The sequence below is a fragment of the Nonomuraea sp. N2-4H genome (assembly GCF_045291505.1).
Classification (GTDB): Bacteria; Actinomycetota; Actinomycetes; order Streptosporangiales; family Streptosporangiaceae; genus Nonomuraea; species Nonomuraea fastidiosa.
Map to the genome: position 1 here is coordinate 8,172,107 of NZ_CP147987.1, position 13,918 is coordinate 8,186,024.

At 71.8% G+C, this 13,918-nt stretch carries 14 protein-coding genes; 10 read left to right on the forward strand and 4 right to left on the reverse strand.

Features of this window, described 5'->3' with window-relative positions; genetic code table 11:
• Window positions 1-146 precede the first annotated feature (146 nt).
• The 5 genes from WBK31_RS37815 to WBK31_RS37835 are packed head-to-tail and all read left to right on the forward strand — an operon-like array spanning window position 147 to window position 4,802.
• Window positions 147-920 carry an ABC transporter ATP-binding protein gene (locus tag WBK31_RS37815; protein WP_364063708.1) on the forward strand — a complete coding sequence of 258 codons (774 nt, stop codon included), beginning with the start codon at window positions 147-149 and terminating at the stop codon, window positions 918-920.
• Window positions 917-1,633: an ABC transporter ATP-binding protein gene (locus WBK31_RS37820; protein WP_364063705.1), complete on the forward strand. Its 717-nt coding sequence runs from the start codon at window positions 917-919 to the stop codon at window positions 1,631-1,633. Before WBK31_RS37815 ends, WBK31_RS37820 begins: the two co-directional genes overlap by 4 nt.
• A gap of 3 nt (window positions 1,634-1,636) precedes the next feature.
• Entirely contained in the window at window positions 1,637-2,518 is an 882-nt protein-coding gene (locus WBK31_RS37825; RefSeq protein ID WP_364063702.1) for a branched-chain amino acid ABC transporter permease, read from the forward strand.
• Window positions 2,515-3,522 carry a branched-chain amino acid ABC transporter permease gene (locus WBK31_RS37830; protein ID WP_406673957.1) on the forward strand — a complete coding sequence of 336 codons (1,008 nt, stop codon included), beginning with the start codon at window positions 2,515-2,517 and terminating at the stop codon, window positions 3,520-3,522. Before WBK31_RS37825 ends, WBK31_RS37830 begins: the two co-directional genes overlap by 4 nt.
• Window positions 3,523-3,527: 5 nt before the next feature.
• On the forward strand, window positions 3,528-4,802 hold the full coding sequence (locus WBK31_RS37835; RefSeq protein ID WP_364063697.1) for an ABC transporter substrate-binding protein: 1,275 nt from the start codon (window positions 3,528-3,530) through the stop codon (window positions 4,800-4,802).
• Between the two features lie 24 nt (window positions 4,803-4,826).
• Here the strand turns inward: WBK31_RS37835 and WBK31_RS37840 are convergent, their stop codons facing one another.
• On the reverse strand, window positions 4,827-5,780 hold the full coding sequence (locus tag WBK31_RS37840; RefSeq protein WP_364063694.1) for an NAD(P)-dependent oxidoreductase: 954 nt from the start codon (window positions 5,778-5,780) through the stop codon (window positions 4,827-4,829).
• Window positions 5,781-5,802: 22 nt separating this feature from the next.
• Complete coding sequence (locus WBK31_RS37845; RefSeq protein WP_406673958.1) at window positions 5,803-6,999, reverse strand: cytochrome P450; 1,197 nt, start codon at window positions 6,997-6,999, stop codon at window positions 5,803-5,805.
• Window positions 7,000-7,198: 199 nt separating this feature from the next.
• Between WBK31_RS37845 and WBK31_RS37850 the strand changes: the two genes are divergently transcribed.
• From WBK31_RS37850 to WBK31_RS37865, 4 genes are all read left to right on the forward strand, one after another.
• Window positions 7,199-8,716 carry an FAD-dependent monooxygenase gene (locus WBK31_RS37850; RefSeq protein WP_406673959.1) on the forward strand — a complete coding sequence of 506 codons (1,518 nt, stop codon included), beginning with the start codon at window positions 7,199-7,201 and terminating at the stop codon, window positions 8,714-8,716.
• A gap of 162 nt (window positions 8,717-8,878) precedes the next feature.
• A complete protein-coding gene (locus WBK31_RS37855; protein WP_406673960.1) occupies window positions 8,879-10,279 on the forward strand; it encodes a hypothetical protein in 1,401 nt (466 codons plus the stop codon).
• A 233-nt stretch (window positions 10,280-10,512) separates the two neighbouring features.
• Entirely contained in the window at window positions 10,513-10,851 is a 339-nt protein-coding gene (locus tag WBK31_RS37860; protein ID WP_364063683.1) for a hypothetical protein, read from the forward strand.
• 73 nt (window positions 10,852-10,924) lie between these two features.
• Window positions 10,925-11,182 (forward strand): hypothetical protein, encoded by a 258-nt coding sequence (locus WBK31_RS37865; RefSeq protein WP_364063680.1) that lies wholly within the window; start codon window positions 10,925-10,927, stop codon window positions 11,180-11,182.
• A 12-nt stretch (window positions 11,183-11,194) separates the two neighbouring features.
• Here the strand turns inward: WBK31_RS37865 and WBK31_RS37870 are convergent, their stop codons facing one another.
• Both WBK31_RS37870 and WBK31_RS37875 read right to left on the reverse strand, forming a co-directional pair.
• The gene (locus WBK31_RS37870) at window positions 11,195-11,854 is read right to left on the reverse strand and encodes a response regulator (protein ID WP_378785653.1); all 660 of its coding nucleotides are present in this window, start codon (window positions 11,852-11,854) and stop codon (window positions 11,195-11,197) included.
• The gene (locus WBK31_RS37875; RefSeq protein WP_406673961.1) at window positions 11,842-13,116 is read right to left on the reverse strand and encodes a sensor histidine kinase; all 1,275 of its coding nucleotides are present in this window, start codon (window positions 13,114-13,116) and stop codon (window positions 11,842-11,844) included. The genes WBK31_RS37870 and WBK31_RS37875 overlap by 13 nt, the downstream gene beginning before the upstream one ends.
• Before the next feature lie 375 nt (window positions 13,117-13,491).
• On the opposite strand from WBK31_RS37875, the gene WBK31_RS37880 reads away from it, so the two are divergent.
• Window positions 13,492-13,701: a hypothetical protein gene (locus tag WBK31_RS37880; RefSeq protein ID WP_364063672.1), complete on the forward strand. Its 210-nt coding sequence runs from the start codon at window positions 13,492-13,494 to the stop codon at window positions 13,699-13,701.
• Window positions 13,702-13,918: the final 217 nt, after the last annotated feature.

A 13,918-nucleotide genomic window follows, 5' to 3' on the forward strand; every position in this document is an offset into this window, starting at 1 on the left:
CAACGGGTCGTAACCGTGATGAGACCCTCGCTGTGCTCAGAAGACAACTCGCCCGAAACATCTTGGGTCACCGTGCCCAATGCGGCTCGCGACGAGCGGCTCCTACGCTGAGGCCAACTTCAGAACATTGTTCTCCAGGAGGCCGGATGCTGGAGGTACACGATCTTACCGTTCGCTTCGGCGGCATCACCGCGCTGGACGGGGTGGGGTTCGGCGTCGCGGGCGGGGAGATGGTGGGGCTCATCGGGCCGAACGGCGCCGGCAAGACCACCCTGTTCAACTGCCTGACCCGGCGGTACGACCCCGACGCGGGCAGCGTCACGTACGAGGGCACCGACCTGACCACGCTGCCCCCGCACGCCATCGCCGGGCTCGGCATCGCGCGCACGTTTCAGAACCTCGGCCTGTTCCCGCGCCTGTCGGTCCGCGACAACGTGCTGGTCGGCGCGCACCACCGGGCCCGCGCCGGCTTCCTGTCCGCCGGGCTCCGGCTGCCCGGCGTGCGCCGCGAGGAGCGGGAGCTGCGCGCCGACGCCGACGCGGTGCTGGAGCGGCTGGACCTCGCCGGCGTGGCCGGGCACCCGGCGACCGGGCTGCCGTTCGGCACGCTGAAGCGGGTCGAGCTGGCCCGCGCGCTCATCGGCAGGCCCCGGCTGCTGCTGCTCGACGAGCCGGTCAACGGCCTCAACGCGGCCGAGGTGGAGGAGTTCGCCGGCACGCTCGGCGCGATCCGCGACGAGTACGACCTGACGGTGATCGTGGTCGAGCACCACATGGGCTTCGTCATGGGCACCTGTGACCGCATCGTCTGCCTCGACTTCGGCCGCAAGATCGCCGAAGGGCCGCCGGAGCAGGTGCAGCGCGATCCCGCCGTCATCGAGGCCTACCTGGGGACCGCCGGCGAGGAGGCGGGCGCATGAGCGATCTCGTGGTGGACGGCCTGGTCGCCGGTTACGGCGACGCACAGGTGCTGCACGGCGTGCGCTTCACCGTACGGCAGGGCGAGGTCTGCGCGATTCTCGGGCCCAACGGCGCCGGCAAGACCACCCTGCTCAGAGCCCTGTCGGGAATGGTCAAGGCCCGTGGCACGATCACGCTCGGCGGCACCGACCTGACCGGGCGGCCGCCCGACGCCGTGGCCAGGCTCGGCGTCGCCCACGTGCCCGAGGGACGCGGCACGTTCATGCCGCTGACCGTCGAGGAGAACCTGCGGCTCGGCGCGTTCGTCCGCCGCGACCGCGCCGCCGTGGCGCGCGACCTCGACCGCATCTACACCTACTTCCCGGTGCTGAAGACCCGGCTCAAGCAGGCCGCGGGCAGCCTGAGCGGGGGCGAGCAGCAGATGCTGGCCATCGGCAGGGCGCTCATGCTGCGCCCCAAGGTGCTGCTGCTGGACGAGCCGTCGCTCGGCCTGGCCCCGCTGGTCACCCGGGAGCTGTTCCGCATCGTGCAGGCCATCAACGCAGAGGAGCAGACCACCGTGGTCGTCGTCGAGCAGAACGCCCACCTCGCTCTCGGCATAGCCCAGCAGGCCCACGTCCTGGAGACCGGGCGGATCGTGCTGTCCGGCACGGCCGCGGAGATCCGGGCCGACGAGCAGGTCGCACAGTCCTACCTCGGATACCGGGTGTAGGCGATGGCCGGATTCCTGCAGCAGATCGTCGAGGGGCTCGGCGCGGGCGCCATCTACGCCAGCCTGGCGCTGGCCCTGGTGCTGATCTACCAGTTCACCGGCATCGTGAACTTCGCCCAGGGCGAGCTGGCCATGTTCTCCACCTACATCGCCTGGCAGTGCATGGCGGCCGGGCTGCCGTTCTGGGTCGCGCTGCCGCTGACGCTGGTGGTGTCGTTCGCGGGCGGCATGCTCATCGAGCGGATCATCATCAGGCCGGTCGAGGGCGCGCCCGAGCTGACCATCGTCATCGTCACCGTCGGGCTGTTCATCTTCGTCAACGCGGCGGCCGGGTGGATCTGGACGTTCCTCATCAAGGACTTCCCCAACCCGTTCCCCGGCGGCGCACTGGAGGCGGCCGGGATCAGCGTCTCCTTCTCCACCCTGGGCGTGCTCGGCGTGGTGGCGCTGGTCATGGGCCTGCTCTACCTGCTCTTCCGGCACACCAAGATCGGGCTCGGCATGCGCGCGGTGGCGGCCAACCCGGCATCGGCGCGGCTCGTCGGCATCAGGGTCGGCTGGACGCTCGCGCTCGGCTGGGGCCTGGCCGCCACCGTCGGCGCGGTGTCCGGGGTGCTGGTCGCGCCGCTGCTGTTCCTGGAGCCGAACATGATGGGCGGCGTCCTCATCTACGCGTTCGCCGCGGCCACGCTCGGCGGGTTCGACAGCCCGCTCGGCGCGGTGGCCGGGGGGCTGATCGTGGGCGTCGCGGAGACGCTCGCCGGAGCGTACATCGGCGTCATCGGATCCGATCTCAAGGTGGGGGTGCCGCTGGTGATCATCCTCGGCGTCCTGCTGCTGCGGCCCCAGGGCCTGTTCGGGCGAGCGGTGGTGGAACGCGCATGATCCACGTGAAACATGCGGAAAAGGCCACGCGGGCGCCCGTGCAGGTGCGGCGCGCATCCGACCCGCGCTGGCGGTGGGCCACCCTGGCGCTGCTGCTGGCCGCCGCCGTCTACGCGCCCTTCCAGCTCGCGCCTTTCCACGTCTTCCAGCTCACGATGGTGCTGATCTACAGCGTGGCGCTGCTCGGGCTCAACCTGCTCGTCGGGCACGCCGGGCAGATCTCGCTCGGGCACGGCGCGTTCTTCGCGGTCGGCGCGTACACGGGGGCCATCCTGCTCGACCGGTACGACCTGCCGTACCCGCTGACCCTGCCCGCCGCCGCGGCCGTGGCGTTCGTGCTCGGCCTCGCGCTCGGCGTGCCGGCGATGCGGCTGCGCGGCCTGTACCTCGCGCTCGTCACGCTCGCCATCGCGATCTTCCTGGTCCCGCTGCTCAAGCGCTTCGAGGAGCTGACCGGCGGCTCCATGGGCTTGACGCTGGCCAAGCCGGCGCCGCCCGCCTGGAGCGGTCTGGCCGAGGACCAGTGGCTGTACTTCATCACGCTCGCCTTCGCCGCCGTCGCCTTCCTGGTGGCCGCGGGGCTGCTGCGCTCGCGGGTCGGCGGGGCGCTGCACGCCATCCGCGACAACGAGACGGCGGCCGAGGTGATGGGGGTGCGGCTGTCGTCGTACAAGACGCTCGCCTTCGCCTGGAGCGCCATGTACGCCGGGGCCGCCGGATGCGTCTACACCTGGGTGATCGGCTTCGTCTCGCCCGACTCGTTCACCGTGAACCTGTCGATCACCCTGCTGGCCGGCCTGGTCGTCGGGGGACTCGGCTCGCTGCCAGGACCCGTGCTCGGCGGGCTGTTCGTGATGTTCGTGCCGAGCATCTCGCAGGACGTCAACGACGCCGCGCCCGGCGTCATCTTCGGCCTGCTGATCATCGCCGTCATGTACGTGGCCCCGACGGGGCTCGCGGGTCTGGCCGGGCGGCTGCTTCAGAAGATTCCCCGGAAGGAGTAAGAGGGATGCGACGAGTATCTGCGATCGGCGGTGCGGCGCTGCTCCTGCTCGCCGTCGCCGCCTGCGGGGGGCGTGACAGCGGCGGCGGCACCACCGGCACGGCGGCCACCGGCCAGTGCCAGGGGCAGCAGACCACCGGCATCACCGACACCAGCATCAAGCTGGGCGGCATCTACCCGCTGTCCGGCCCCGCCTCCGCCTACGGCGACATCCCCAAGGGCATCAAGGCGTACTTCGACTACATCAACGCCGAGAAGAACGGCATCAACGGGCGCAAGGTCGAGTTCATCGTCCGCGACGACGGCTACCAGCCGCCCAAGGCCGTGGAGGAGGCCCGCAGGCTGGTCGAGCAGGAGCAGGTGTTCGCCCTGTTCCAGACCCTCGGCACCCCCTCGACCGCGGCCACCTGGGACTACGCCAACCAGCGCAAGGTCCCGCAGATCTTCGTCGCCACCGGCGCCTCCCAGTGGGGCACCGACACCGCCCACCCGTGGACGATCGGCTGGCAGCCCAACTACATCTCCGAGGCCCGCGTCTACGCCGCGTACCTGAAGAGGGAGAAGCCGCAGGCCAAGGTCGCCGTGCTCTACCAGAACGACGACTTCGGCAAGGACCTGCTCGGCGGGTTCAAGCGGGCCATCGAGGGCACGCAGGTGCAGGTCGTCGCCGAGCAGAGCTACGAGGTGACCGACCCCAGCGTGGACCCGCAGATGCGCAACCTGGCCGAGTCGAAGGCCGATGTGTTCCTCAACGTCACCACGCCCAAGTTCGGCTCGCAGGCGCTGGCCGCCGACGCCAAGAACACCAAGTGGAACCCGCTGCACATCGTCAACAACGTCGCCGCCTCGATCACCGTGCTCAAGCCGGTCGGCTTCGACAACGTGCAGGGCGTCGTGTCGTCCGCCTACTACAAGGACCCCAACGACCCCACCTGGGCCGACGACCCCGAGATGCGGCTCTACAAGGAGAAGATGAAGCAGTACGCGCCCGAAGCCGACGTGAACGTGCCGTACCACACGTTCGGCTGGGCCGTGGCGGCCAGCTTCCACAAGGCGATGGAGGCCGCCGCCTGCCCCACCCGCGAGGGGCTGCGCGACTCCGTGCGCAACCTCAAGGGCGTCAAGGTCGACATGCTGCTGCCCGGCGTCACGATGGACACCGGGCCCGACGACGGGTTCCCCATCGAGTCGATGCAGCTCATGCGGTTCAAGGGCGAGCGGTGGGAGCTGTTCGGCGACGTGATCGACACCCGCGCCGAGTTCGGCCCGCTGACCGGCTGAGCGTCACTTACGGCTTGATCGTCGTTACGGCTTGATCGTCCCCGCGCGCACCAGCCAATCGACCGCCTCGGCGATCGCCTCCAGCGAGGTGTAGCGGGGACGGTGGCCGAGCAGCCGCTCGGCCTTGGCCATGCTGCAGTGGGGGCTGTGGGCGATGTGGTCGTACGTCAGCGTGGCGTCCTCCTCCGAGACCGTCTTGCGCCACTGCTCCCACGGCAGGAACGACAGCCGCGCCTCCTTGCCGAACCAGCCCGCCACCGCCTCGGCGTAGCCGCGCAGCGTCAGGGCGGTGGTGGACACCGAATGGAAGCTCTCGCCGATCGCCGCCGCCCGGTTGTTGATGGCGTCCACGAACAGCCTGGCCACGTCGTCGGCGTGCACGTGCTGGACGGTCTCCAGGCCCAGATTCGGCAGCGCCAGCTCCGAGCCCTCGGCCAGCTTCTGGAACACCTCCGGGTTGACGTTGCCCGCCGGGTTGACCGGCACCCATCCCGGCCCGGTGATGTGGCCGGGATGGATGATCGTGGCCGGGAAGCCGTCGCGCTGCGCCCGCTCCAGCAGCATCGCCTCGATGGCCGCCTTGCGCACGCCGTACTCGCCGAAGGGCGTGCGCTTGGCGTCCTCCGTCGTCGGCACTTGGGCGCTCGGCCCGTGCACCCAGATCGTGCCGCAGTGCAGGAAGTGCCGCACCTTGCCGGCCAGCGCGTCGGCCAGCAGCGCCGCGCTGCTCTCGGTGAAGCAGATCAGGTCGATGACGACGTCGGGCTCCAGCTTCGCGATGCGCCGCCCGAACGTGTGATCGGCCTCGTCCACCTTCCTGTCGGCGGTGACCGTGGTCACCTTCCGCCACGCGCCGTGCGGGGTGTAGGGCTCGCGCGTGCCCCTGCTCACGTTGATCACCTCGTGCCCGGCACTCACCAGACGCGGGATGAGGTACGTACCGATGTGCCCAGAACCGCCGATCACCACAACGCGCATGCGAACAGCGTAGACCCGCCCGCTACCAGGCCACCTCCAGGGAGGCGAGGCCGTAGACGATGCTGAACGTGCGGAACTGCGGCTCGTTGTCCGTCAGGCGCAGCCCCGGGAAGCGGTCGAGCAGGGCGGGGAAGGCGATGCGCAGCTCCATGCGGGCCAGCGGGGCGCCCAGGCAGTGGTGCACGCCGTGCCCGAACGCGAGGTGGCCGGGAGCGCCGCGGCGCAGGTCGAAGGTGTCGGCGTCGGGCAGGAACGACGGGTCCCTGTTGGCGGTGGGCAGTGAGCACAGCACCAGGTCGCCCTCCGCGATCCGCTGCCCGCCCACCTCGGTGTCCCTGGTGGCGACCTTCGTGGTGCCGGAGTTGACGATGCTGAGGTAGCGCAGCAGCTCCTCCACCGTCGCGTCGATGCGCTCGGGCTCGCGGCGCAGCAGCTCGAGCTGCTCGGGGTGGCGCAGCAGCGCGAGCGTGCCGAGTGAGAGCATGTTGGAGGTGGTCTCGTGCCCGGCGAACAGCAGCAGACCGCCGATGCCGATCAGCTCGTCGGTGGTCAGGTCGTCGCCGTGCTCGCGGACGAGCATGCCGAGCAGCTCCTCGCCCGGGTCGGCCTGGATGCGCGCGACCAGGCTCTCCATGTAGGCGCGCTGCTCGAACTGGAGCCTCATGCGCTCCTCGCCCGGCACGGTCATGTCGAGCATCCGGTTCGTCCGCTGCTGGAACTCGTCGCGGTCCGCGTACGGGACGCCGAGCAGCTCGCAGATCACCAGCGACGGGATCGGTAACGCGAACGCCGGCACGAGGTCGGCGGGGGAGCCGGCGGCCTCGATCGCGTCGAGGTGCTCGTCGACGATGCGCTTGATCCGGGGTTCGAGCCGCTGCATGCGGCGGATGGTGAACTCGGGCGTCAGCATCCTGCGCAGCCGCGTGTGCTCGGGCGGGTCCACGCCGAGCAGGTTGCCCGCGCGGACCTTGGCGAGCTGCTCCTCGGTCATCGGCGGCGCTCCGGGCAGGCGGGCGATCGTCTGCGGCGCCACCTTGAACGTCTCCGCGTCGCCCAGCACTTCGCGGACGTCCGCGTGCCTGGTCACGAGCCACGCCTCAGAACCGAACGCGGTCGTGATCTTCTTGATACCTTCCTTGTCCCTGAGCGCCGCCAGCTCCGGCGCGGGATCGAACGCCACCCGCCGCATGTGCAGCGGCATCGCCGAGGTTTCGCTCATGCAATCCCCTGAGATGGTTCCGTTACTTGCACAGCACCGTACTGATCCCGGTGATCGCTTCACTAGAAGCGATCATCAATCGTTGCGGGGTCGTACCAAAACCTCGGCCGCATCGCGGCTGCAGGGCGGCCGGCGGGTTGACGCGCGCTCGGCGGCGCAGGAAACATGCCCCCGCTCATCATGATGAAGAGGACGGCCCATGGATTTGGTACGGCAAGTTCCCGGCTCTGTGCCCGTGCTGGTGGCCGGAGGCGGGCCCGTCGGCCTGTCGACCGCGGTCGAGCTGGCCTATCACGGCATCGAATGCCTGGTGGTCGAGCCGCGCGAGACGGTGTCCTGGCTGCGCCCGCGGGCGAAGACCACCTCGGCCCGCTCGATGGAGATCCTGCGCAGATGGGGTCTGGCGGACACCTTACGCGCGCGTGCGCCGCTCGCGGTGTCCTGGTCGGACGAGGCGGTGTTCGTGAGCAGCCTGCTCGGCCGGGAGATCGCGCGAATCGACCGCTGTTTCGGCCTCGACCTCGTCGGCTCCGACCTGGCCGCCGAGCCGGGCCAGCAGGTGCCGCAGCCGCTGGTGGAGGAGGTGCTGCGCGAGGCCGTCGGCGACGCGCTGCTCACCGGCTGGAAGGTGACCGGCCTGGAGGAGGACGCGGACGGCGTGACCGTGCGCATCGCCGACGCCGGGGGCGCCGAGCGCGAGGTCCGCGCCCAGTACGTCGTGGGCTGCGACGGCTCCCGCAGCGTCACCAGGGACGCCATCGGCGCCCGCTACGAGGGCCGCCAGGACGCCCGCCCCAACTTCAACATCACCTTCCGCGCCCCCGACCTCGCCGACCGGGTGCCGCACGGTCCCGCCGTCCACTACTGGGTGCTCAACCCGGCACAGCCCGGCATCGTCGGCCGCCTCGACCTCAAGGACACCTGGTGGTGCATCGCCCAGGGGGTGCGCGCCGAGGACGCCGACCCCGTACGGCTGGTGCGCAACCTCGCCGGCGCCGACATCGACGTGGAGATCCTCGCCACCGACCCGTGGACGGCGCGGATGCTGCTGGCCGACAGGTACGCGGGCGAGCGCGTCTTCCTGGCCGGCGACGCCGCGCACCAGAACCCGCCCTACGGCGGCCACGGCTTCAACACCGGGGTCGGCGACGCGGTCAACATCGGCTGGAAGCTGGCCGCCGTACTGCGCGGGTGGGCGCCGCCGGCGTTGCTGCAGACGTACGAGAGCGAGCGCAGGCCCATCGCGGCCGACACCATCGAGGCCGCCGCGGCGAACATGGCGACGCTCGCCCCCGAGCTCGCCGACCCGGCGCTGATGGGCAGCGATGAGGAGTTCGCGCGGGTGCGCCCGGCCGTCGCCGAGGCGATCTTCCGTACCAAGGACAGCGAGTTCCACAGCCTCGACCTGGTGCTCGGCTACACCTACACCGGCTCGCCGATCGTCGCGCCCGGCACCGGCGAGCGCCTGCCGCACCGCTGGCTCGCGCCCGGCGAGTCGCTGTACGACCGGCTCGGCCGCGGCTTCAGCCTGGTCGGCGACCTCGGCTCGCCGCAGGCCGCCTCGCTGATCGACCAGGCGCGCGAGATGGGCGTGCCCCTGGAGGAGGTGCACCTGCCCGGGGAGCCGCTGGCGCTGGTGCGCCCCGACCAGCACGTGGCCTGGCGCGACGGCGACCCGGCGGGCGCGCTCCGCATGGCTTTGGGGCACCTGAGGTAGCCGGTCGCCGGTTGTCCCCATGGACGCCGATCCGTGGGGACAACGGGGTGAGCGCCCGGGGTTGCGGCGAGTTTACCGGGATCAAGACCGTCATAGAGTAATCAAAACGCTACTCCTGGTTACGATGGCGCAGTTCGCACCTATCACTCCAGGGGGCTGGATATGACTGACGAGACCCGGGCCGGCAAGGCGACGATCGACGCGGAAGACGGCGTGCTCGGCGGCGAGGCCGCCCTGCTGCACGCCCAGGACGACCCCGCGGCCTCCGCCGCCGTGGACGCGGCCGTCGAGGCCGAGCTGCTGGAGGACGCGCCGGCCCGCGAGGCGGTCGAGGCCAGGCGCGAGAGCGAACGCCAGATCGCCGACCTCGCCGCCCAGGACCAGCAGCGCATGCGCGACATCCAGCGCGAGCTGCGCACGATGGGCGCCGACGTCTGGCCGATCTCCCGCTGGTGGGGCTTCGAGATCCACCTCAACGAGTCGGCCGCGCTGCTCGCCGCCGACATCCCGCAGCTCATCGGGCAGGCCGCGGCGACCGTCGTGGGCTCCTGGCTGGCTCCGCTCATCGAGCGCGCCGTACGGAGCAAGGCCGGCTGGATCGCCTCCATCGCCAGGCCGTACGGGGTCAAGCTGGTCTCGCCGTGGACCGCGCCCGGCATGCTCGTCCCCGCCAGGCAGGACGGCAGGCCCGCGGGCGGCGCCGGCCTGTACTGGGCGGTCCACGAGCCCGACGAGGGGTGGAGCGCGGACCAGCGGTTCATCGACCACTTCAGCGTGACCGGCCCGGCGCTCGGCCAGTTCCAGGACCGGCTGTTCCTGGCGCACCGGGGCCGCGACGGCGACCAGAGCCTGTGGTGGGCGGTCTACGACGCCGAGGAGGGCTGGAGCGACGACCAGCGCTTCCCGCAGCACCTCAGCCAGGCCGCGCCCGCGCTGGCGGCGTGGGACGGGCGGCTTTACTGCGTGCACCGGGGTGCGGGGGACGACGCGGCGCTGTGGTGGACGCGCTGGGACGGCTCGCAGTGGACTCCCGACGAGCGGCTGCCCCGGCACTTCAGCGAGACCGCCCCGGCGCTGGCGGCGTGGGACGGGCGGCTTTACTGCGTGCACCGGGGTGCGGGGGACGACGCGGCGCTGTGGTGGACCCGCTGGGACGGCTCGCAGTGGAGCCCCGACGAGCGGCTGCCCGCCCACGCCACCGGCGCGAACCCGGCGCTGGCCGTCTACCGCGGCCACCTCTACTGCGTGCACCGCGGCGCGGGCGACGACACCGCGCTGTGGTGGACGCGCTGGGACGGCTCTACCTGGAGCCCCGACCAGCGGCTGCCCGGTCACCACGCGGCCGAGGGGCCCACGCTGACCGTCTATAAGGACCGCCTCTTCTGCGTGCACCGCGGCACCGCCGACCAGAGCCTGTGGTGGAGCAGCTTCAACGGCGCCTCATGGAGCGCCGACGAGCGGCTGCCCGGCCACTTCAGCGGCGAGGGCCCCGCCGTCATCGCCTACCGCGACAGGAACGCCACCCGCGACCAGCTCCTGTGCGTGCACAGGGGAGTCCGCTGAGTCAAGGTCCGTGAGACGGGCGCCGGTCTTCGCGGCCGGCGCCCGTTCTCTTGGTCGGCGCGCTCTTGACAGGCGGGCTCTTGGTCGGCGGGCCTCAGTAGGCGGGCTCTTGACAGGCGGGCTCTTGGTAGGCGGGCTCTGGTAAGCGGGCTTTGGTAGACGGGGCGGCCACGGGGCAGGGGGCGCGGAGGAGCGTTCTTCGCAACGTGACCGATCGCGCGAGGTGAGGCACGATGCCCGAACGACGTGAGGATGACGAGTTCTTCGCCCCCGTGCTGAGAGAGCCGCCGCCCGGCGAGGACGCCAGCGACACCGGCGTGCCGCACGTGCACGGGGCCGGACACGGGAACTGGGCGCGCAGGCCCGCGCCGTCCAACGCGGTCAGCCTGTGCCTGCTCGCGGCCGCCCTGCTGGTGCTCGGCGGCGTGGTGCTGGCCGTGCTCGCCGTGCTCGCGGGCAACGCGCCGCTGGCCGTGCCGCCCGCGCTGGTGGCCCTGGCCGCCGCCGTCTACCTGGTGCTGTTCGGGGTGCGCAGAGCCCGCCAGAACGGCGGCCCGCCCACCTTCGGCTGACCCCGCGCCGGGTTTCACCGCTTCTCACCGGGTAAACGGCCTGCTGGGAGGGCCTGATCGGAGGAGTGGTGCGATGTCCGCGACGTCACTGATCGACAGGGAATGCGTGCGCCGGCTGCTGGACTCCCGGCACCCGGACGCCACGCTGGTGTTCATCCGCGGGGGCTGCGAGGTCCTGCCCGCCTCGGAGATCGACGACGCGCACAAGGGCCTGGTGATCGCCAGCCGCGACGAGCTCATGGCCAGGTTCGCCGGCGGCACACCGTCGGACCGGGAGCTCGACGAGCTGGCGCACCGCCTCGACAACATCGTCCGCGACCTGGGCTCATAGCGCCCTCGCGCGTCACGCGCGCCGGTGGCCGCTCTCCAGATACTGCAGGACGGCGGCCACCCGCCGGTCGGTCCTGTCGGTGGGCGCGAGGTCGAGCTTGGCGAAGATGTTGCGGATGTGCTTGTGCACCGCGCCGTCGGTGACGACCAGCCGCTCGGCGATCGCCGCGTTCCCGAGCCCCTCCGCCATCAGCGCCAGCACGTCGCGCTCGCGCGGGCTGAGCCGGTCGAGCCGGTTGTCCGGCCTGGTGCGGGTGAGGAGCTGCGCGACCACCTCGGGGTCGATGGCGGTGCCGCCCTCGGCCACCCGGTGCAGCGCCGTCAGGAACTCCTGCACCCGGCCCACCCGCTCCTTCAGCAGGTAGCCCAGCCTGGCGCTGCCGTGCGACAGCAGCTCGGTGGCGAACGCCTGCTCCACGTACGCCGACAGCACCAGCACCGCAAGACCGGGCAGCCGGTGCCTGGCCTCGACCGCGGCCCTGATGCCCTCGTCGGTGTGGGTGGGCGGCATGCGCACGTCCACGATGGCCACGTCCGGCTCGTACTCGTCGATCGCCTTCAGGAAGCCGTCCGGCTCCGAAGCGGTGGCGACCACGTCGAGCCCTTCGGCGCGCAGCAGCAGCGCGAGACCCTCGCGCAGCAACGGGTCGTCCTCGGCGATCACAATCCGCATGGAAGGCTCACAATCATGGTGGTCGGTCCGCCGACGGGGCTGGTCAGCTCGAACGTGCCGTCGTGCGCCTCGGTCCTGCGGCGGATGCCGCTCAGCCCGGACCCTCCGGACTCGGCCGCGCCGCCGCGCCCGTCGTCGGTGATCTCGATGCGCAGCCAGGAGTCGGTACGCCGGACCGTGACCCGGGCCCGCGTCGCCTGGCTGTGCTTGGCGATGTTGGTCAGTGCCTCGGCCACCACGAAGTAGGCGGTGGCCTCGACGGAGGCGGGACACCGTCCCGGCACGTCGGCGTCGATCTGGCACGGCACGGGGCTGCCCGCGGCCAGGCCGGTCAGCGCGTCCGGCAGGCTGCGGTCGGCCAGCACCGGCGGCAGGATGCTCCGTACGACGCCGCGCAGCTCCGCCAGCGCCTGCTCGGCCGCGTTCTGCGCGCTTTCGAGCACGGCGTCCGCGGTGGCCGGATCGCGTTCCAGCGCCCGCCGGGCCGCGCCCAGCAGCATGGTGACGGCCACGATGCGGTTCTGCGTGCCGTCGTGCAGCGAACGCTCGATCCTGCGCAGCTCGGCGGCGTGCGCGTCGAGCGCGGCCGCCCGCGTGGCGGTGAGCTGGGCGACGCGCAGCGCCAGGTCGGTGGTGGGGTCGGCGGACAGCAGCTTCCGCCCCGGCCACGCCTGAAGCCTCGCCATCGGCGGCACCAGGATCAAGGTCAGCGCCAGCCAGAACAGGCTGAGCGCGCTCACCGCGAACGCGCTGCCGACGGTGTCGCCGTCCCAGATGAACAGCCCGGCCCCGACCGTCTCGCCCGGCGGCAGCAGCCGCCAGTAGAGCGGGTAGAGCAGGTCGCGTACCGCGCTGAACGGCAGCGTCAGCCCCATGAAGCCGATGAGCAGGCCGATCGTCGCGTGCGGCACCACCCAGGCCAGCTCTCTGCGGCTCGCGGGCCGCGCGATGGCCTCCCGCCACCCGTCGGGCACCGGATCCGGGCTGATCAGCTCGTCCGGGCCCCAGCGGGACAGCCGCGCCCGCTCCCTGTCGGCCACCGCGCGCAACGCGCGCAGCGCCGTCGGCAGCAGCGGCAGGCCCACGCCCACCAGGCAGGCGACCCCCACGAGGATGAGGCCGACCAGCGCCAGCAGCGCCAGCGCGCCGGTCCCGATGCCGCCGACGAGGTGCTCGATCCCGTCGAGCGTCGTCCTGGCGCGGGCGGACAGGCCCCGCGCACGGGCACGCCTTCGCCCGTCCGCCATGTCGTGACCTGTCATCCGCACCTCCTCGCCACCTGAATGTAGGTCACGAGCAGGCACCGACGTCAGGGGCGGGCCGGAAGAGTACAGCAGGCTGTACCACTCGTCCGATCGTCGGATTGTGAGCGTGCCGGCGTGGTCACGGGGCGCGTGAGTGACCGGGGCGTGCGCCTCGCCGGTTCGCGGGTGTGCGTCGTGCGGGGACCGGTGGCAGAGCGGCAGGGCGCCTGTTTCACCAGCTCACGGGCTGTGTGGTGCCCTCAGGGGGTGGCCGGCGAGTACAGCAGCCTGTACGCGGGTTGTCGCGTTGACGGGATCGATGGGGCACCGGGGTGATTCGTAGCGTTTTCGGTGTCAGCGAGTCGAGCACCGCAACGGCAAAGGAGTTACGCCATGACCCAGCACACCACCGAGATCCGTCCCGCCGCCCGCCACCGTGTCAGCCGCCCCCTGCTGTGGGCGCTGCTCGCGGTCTTCGCGGTCGCCAACGTGGTCACGTCGGTGTCGACCCTGCCGGTGTACGTGGGCGTCGGCTTCGGCCTGGCCGCCCTCGCCTGCGCCGCCACCCTGATCCACCAGCACTACGCCACCCGCCGCCACTGACCCCCGCCGCCCGCCCGCCTTGCGCCCCCGCCGCGGTCCGGCGGGGGAGGGGTTCGGACGTCCGGCCGAGGGAGTTCGCGTCCGGCCGGGAGGGGGTTCCGCCTCGGCCCCTGGGGAGGGGGTGCGCGTCTGGCTGGGGTCCCGCGTCCTGCCCTCGCGTCCGGCTCTGGGGAGGGGTTGCGCGTCTGGCTGGTGGTCCCGCGTCCTGCCCTCGCGT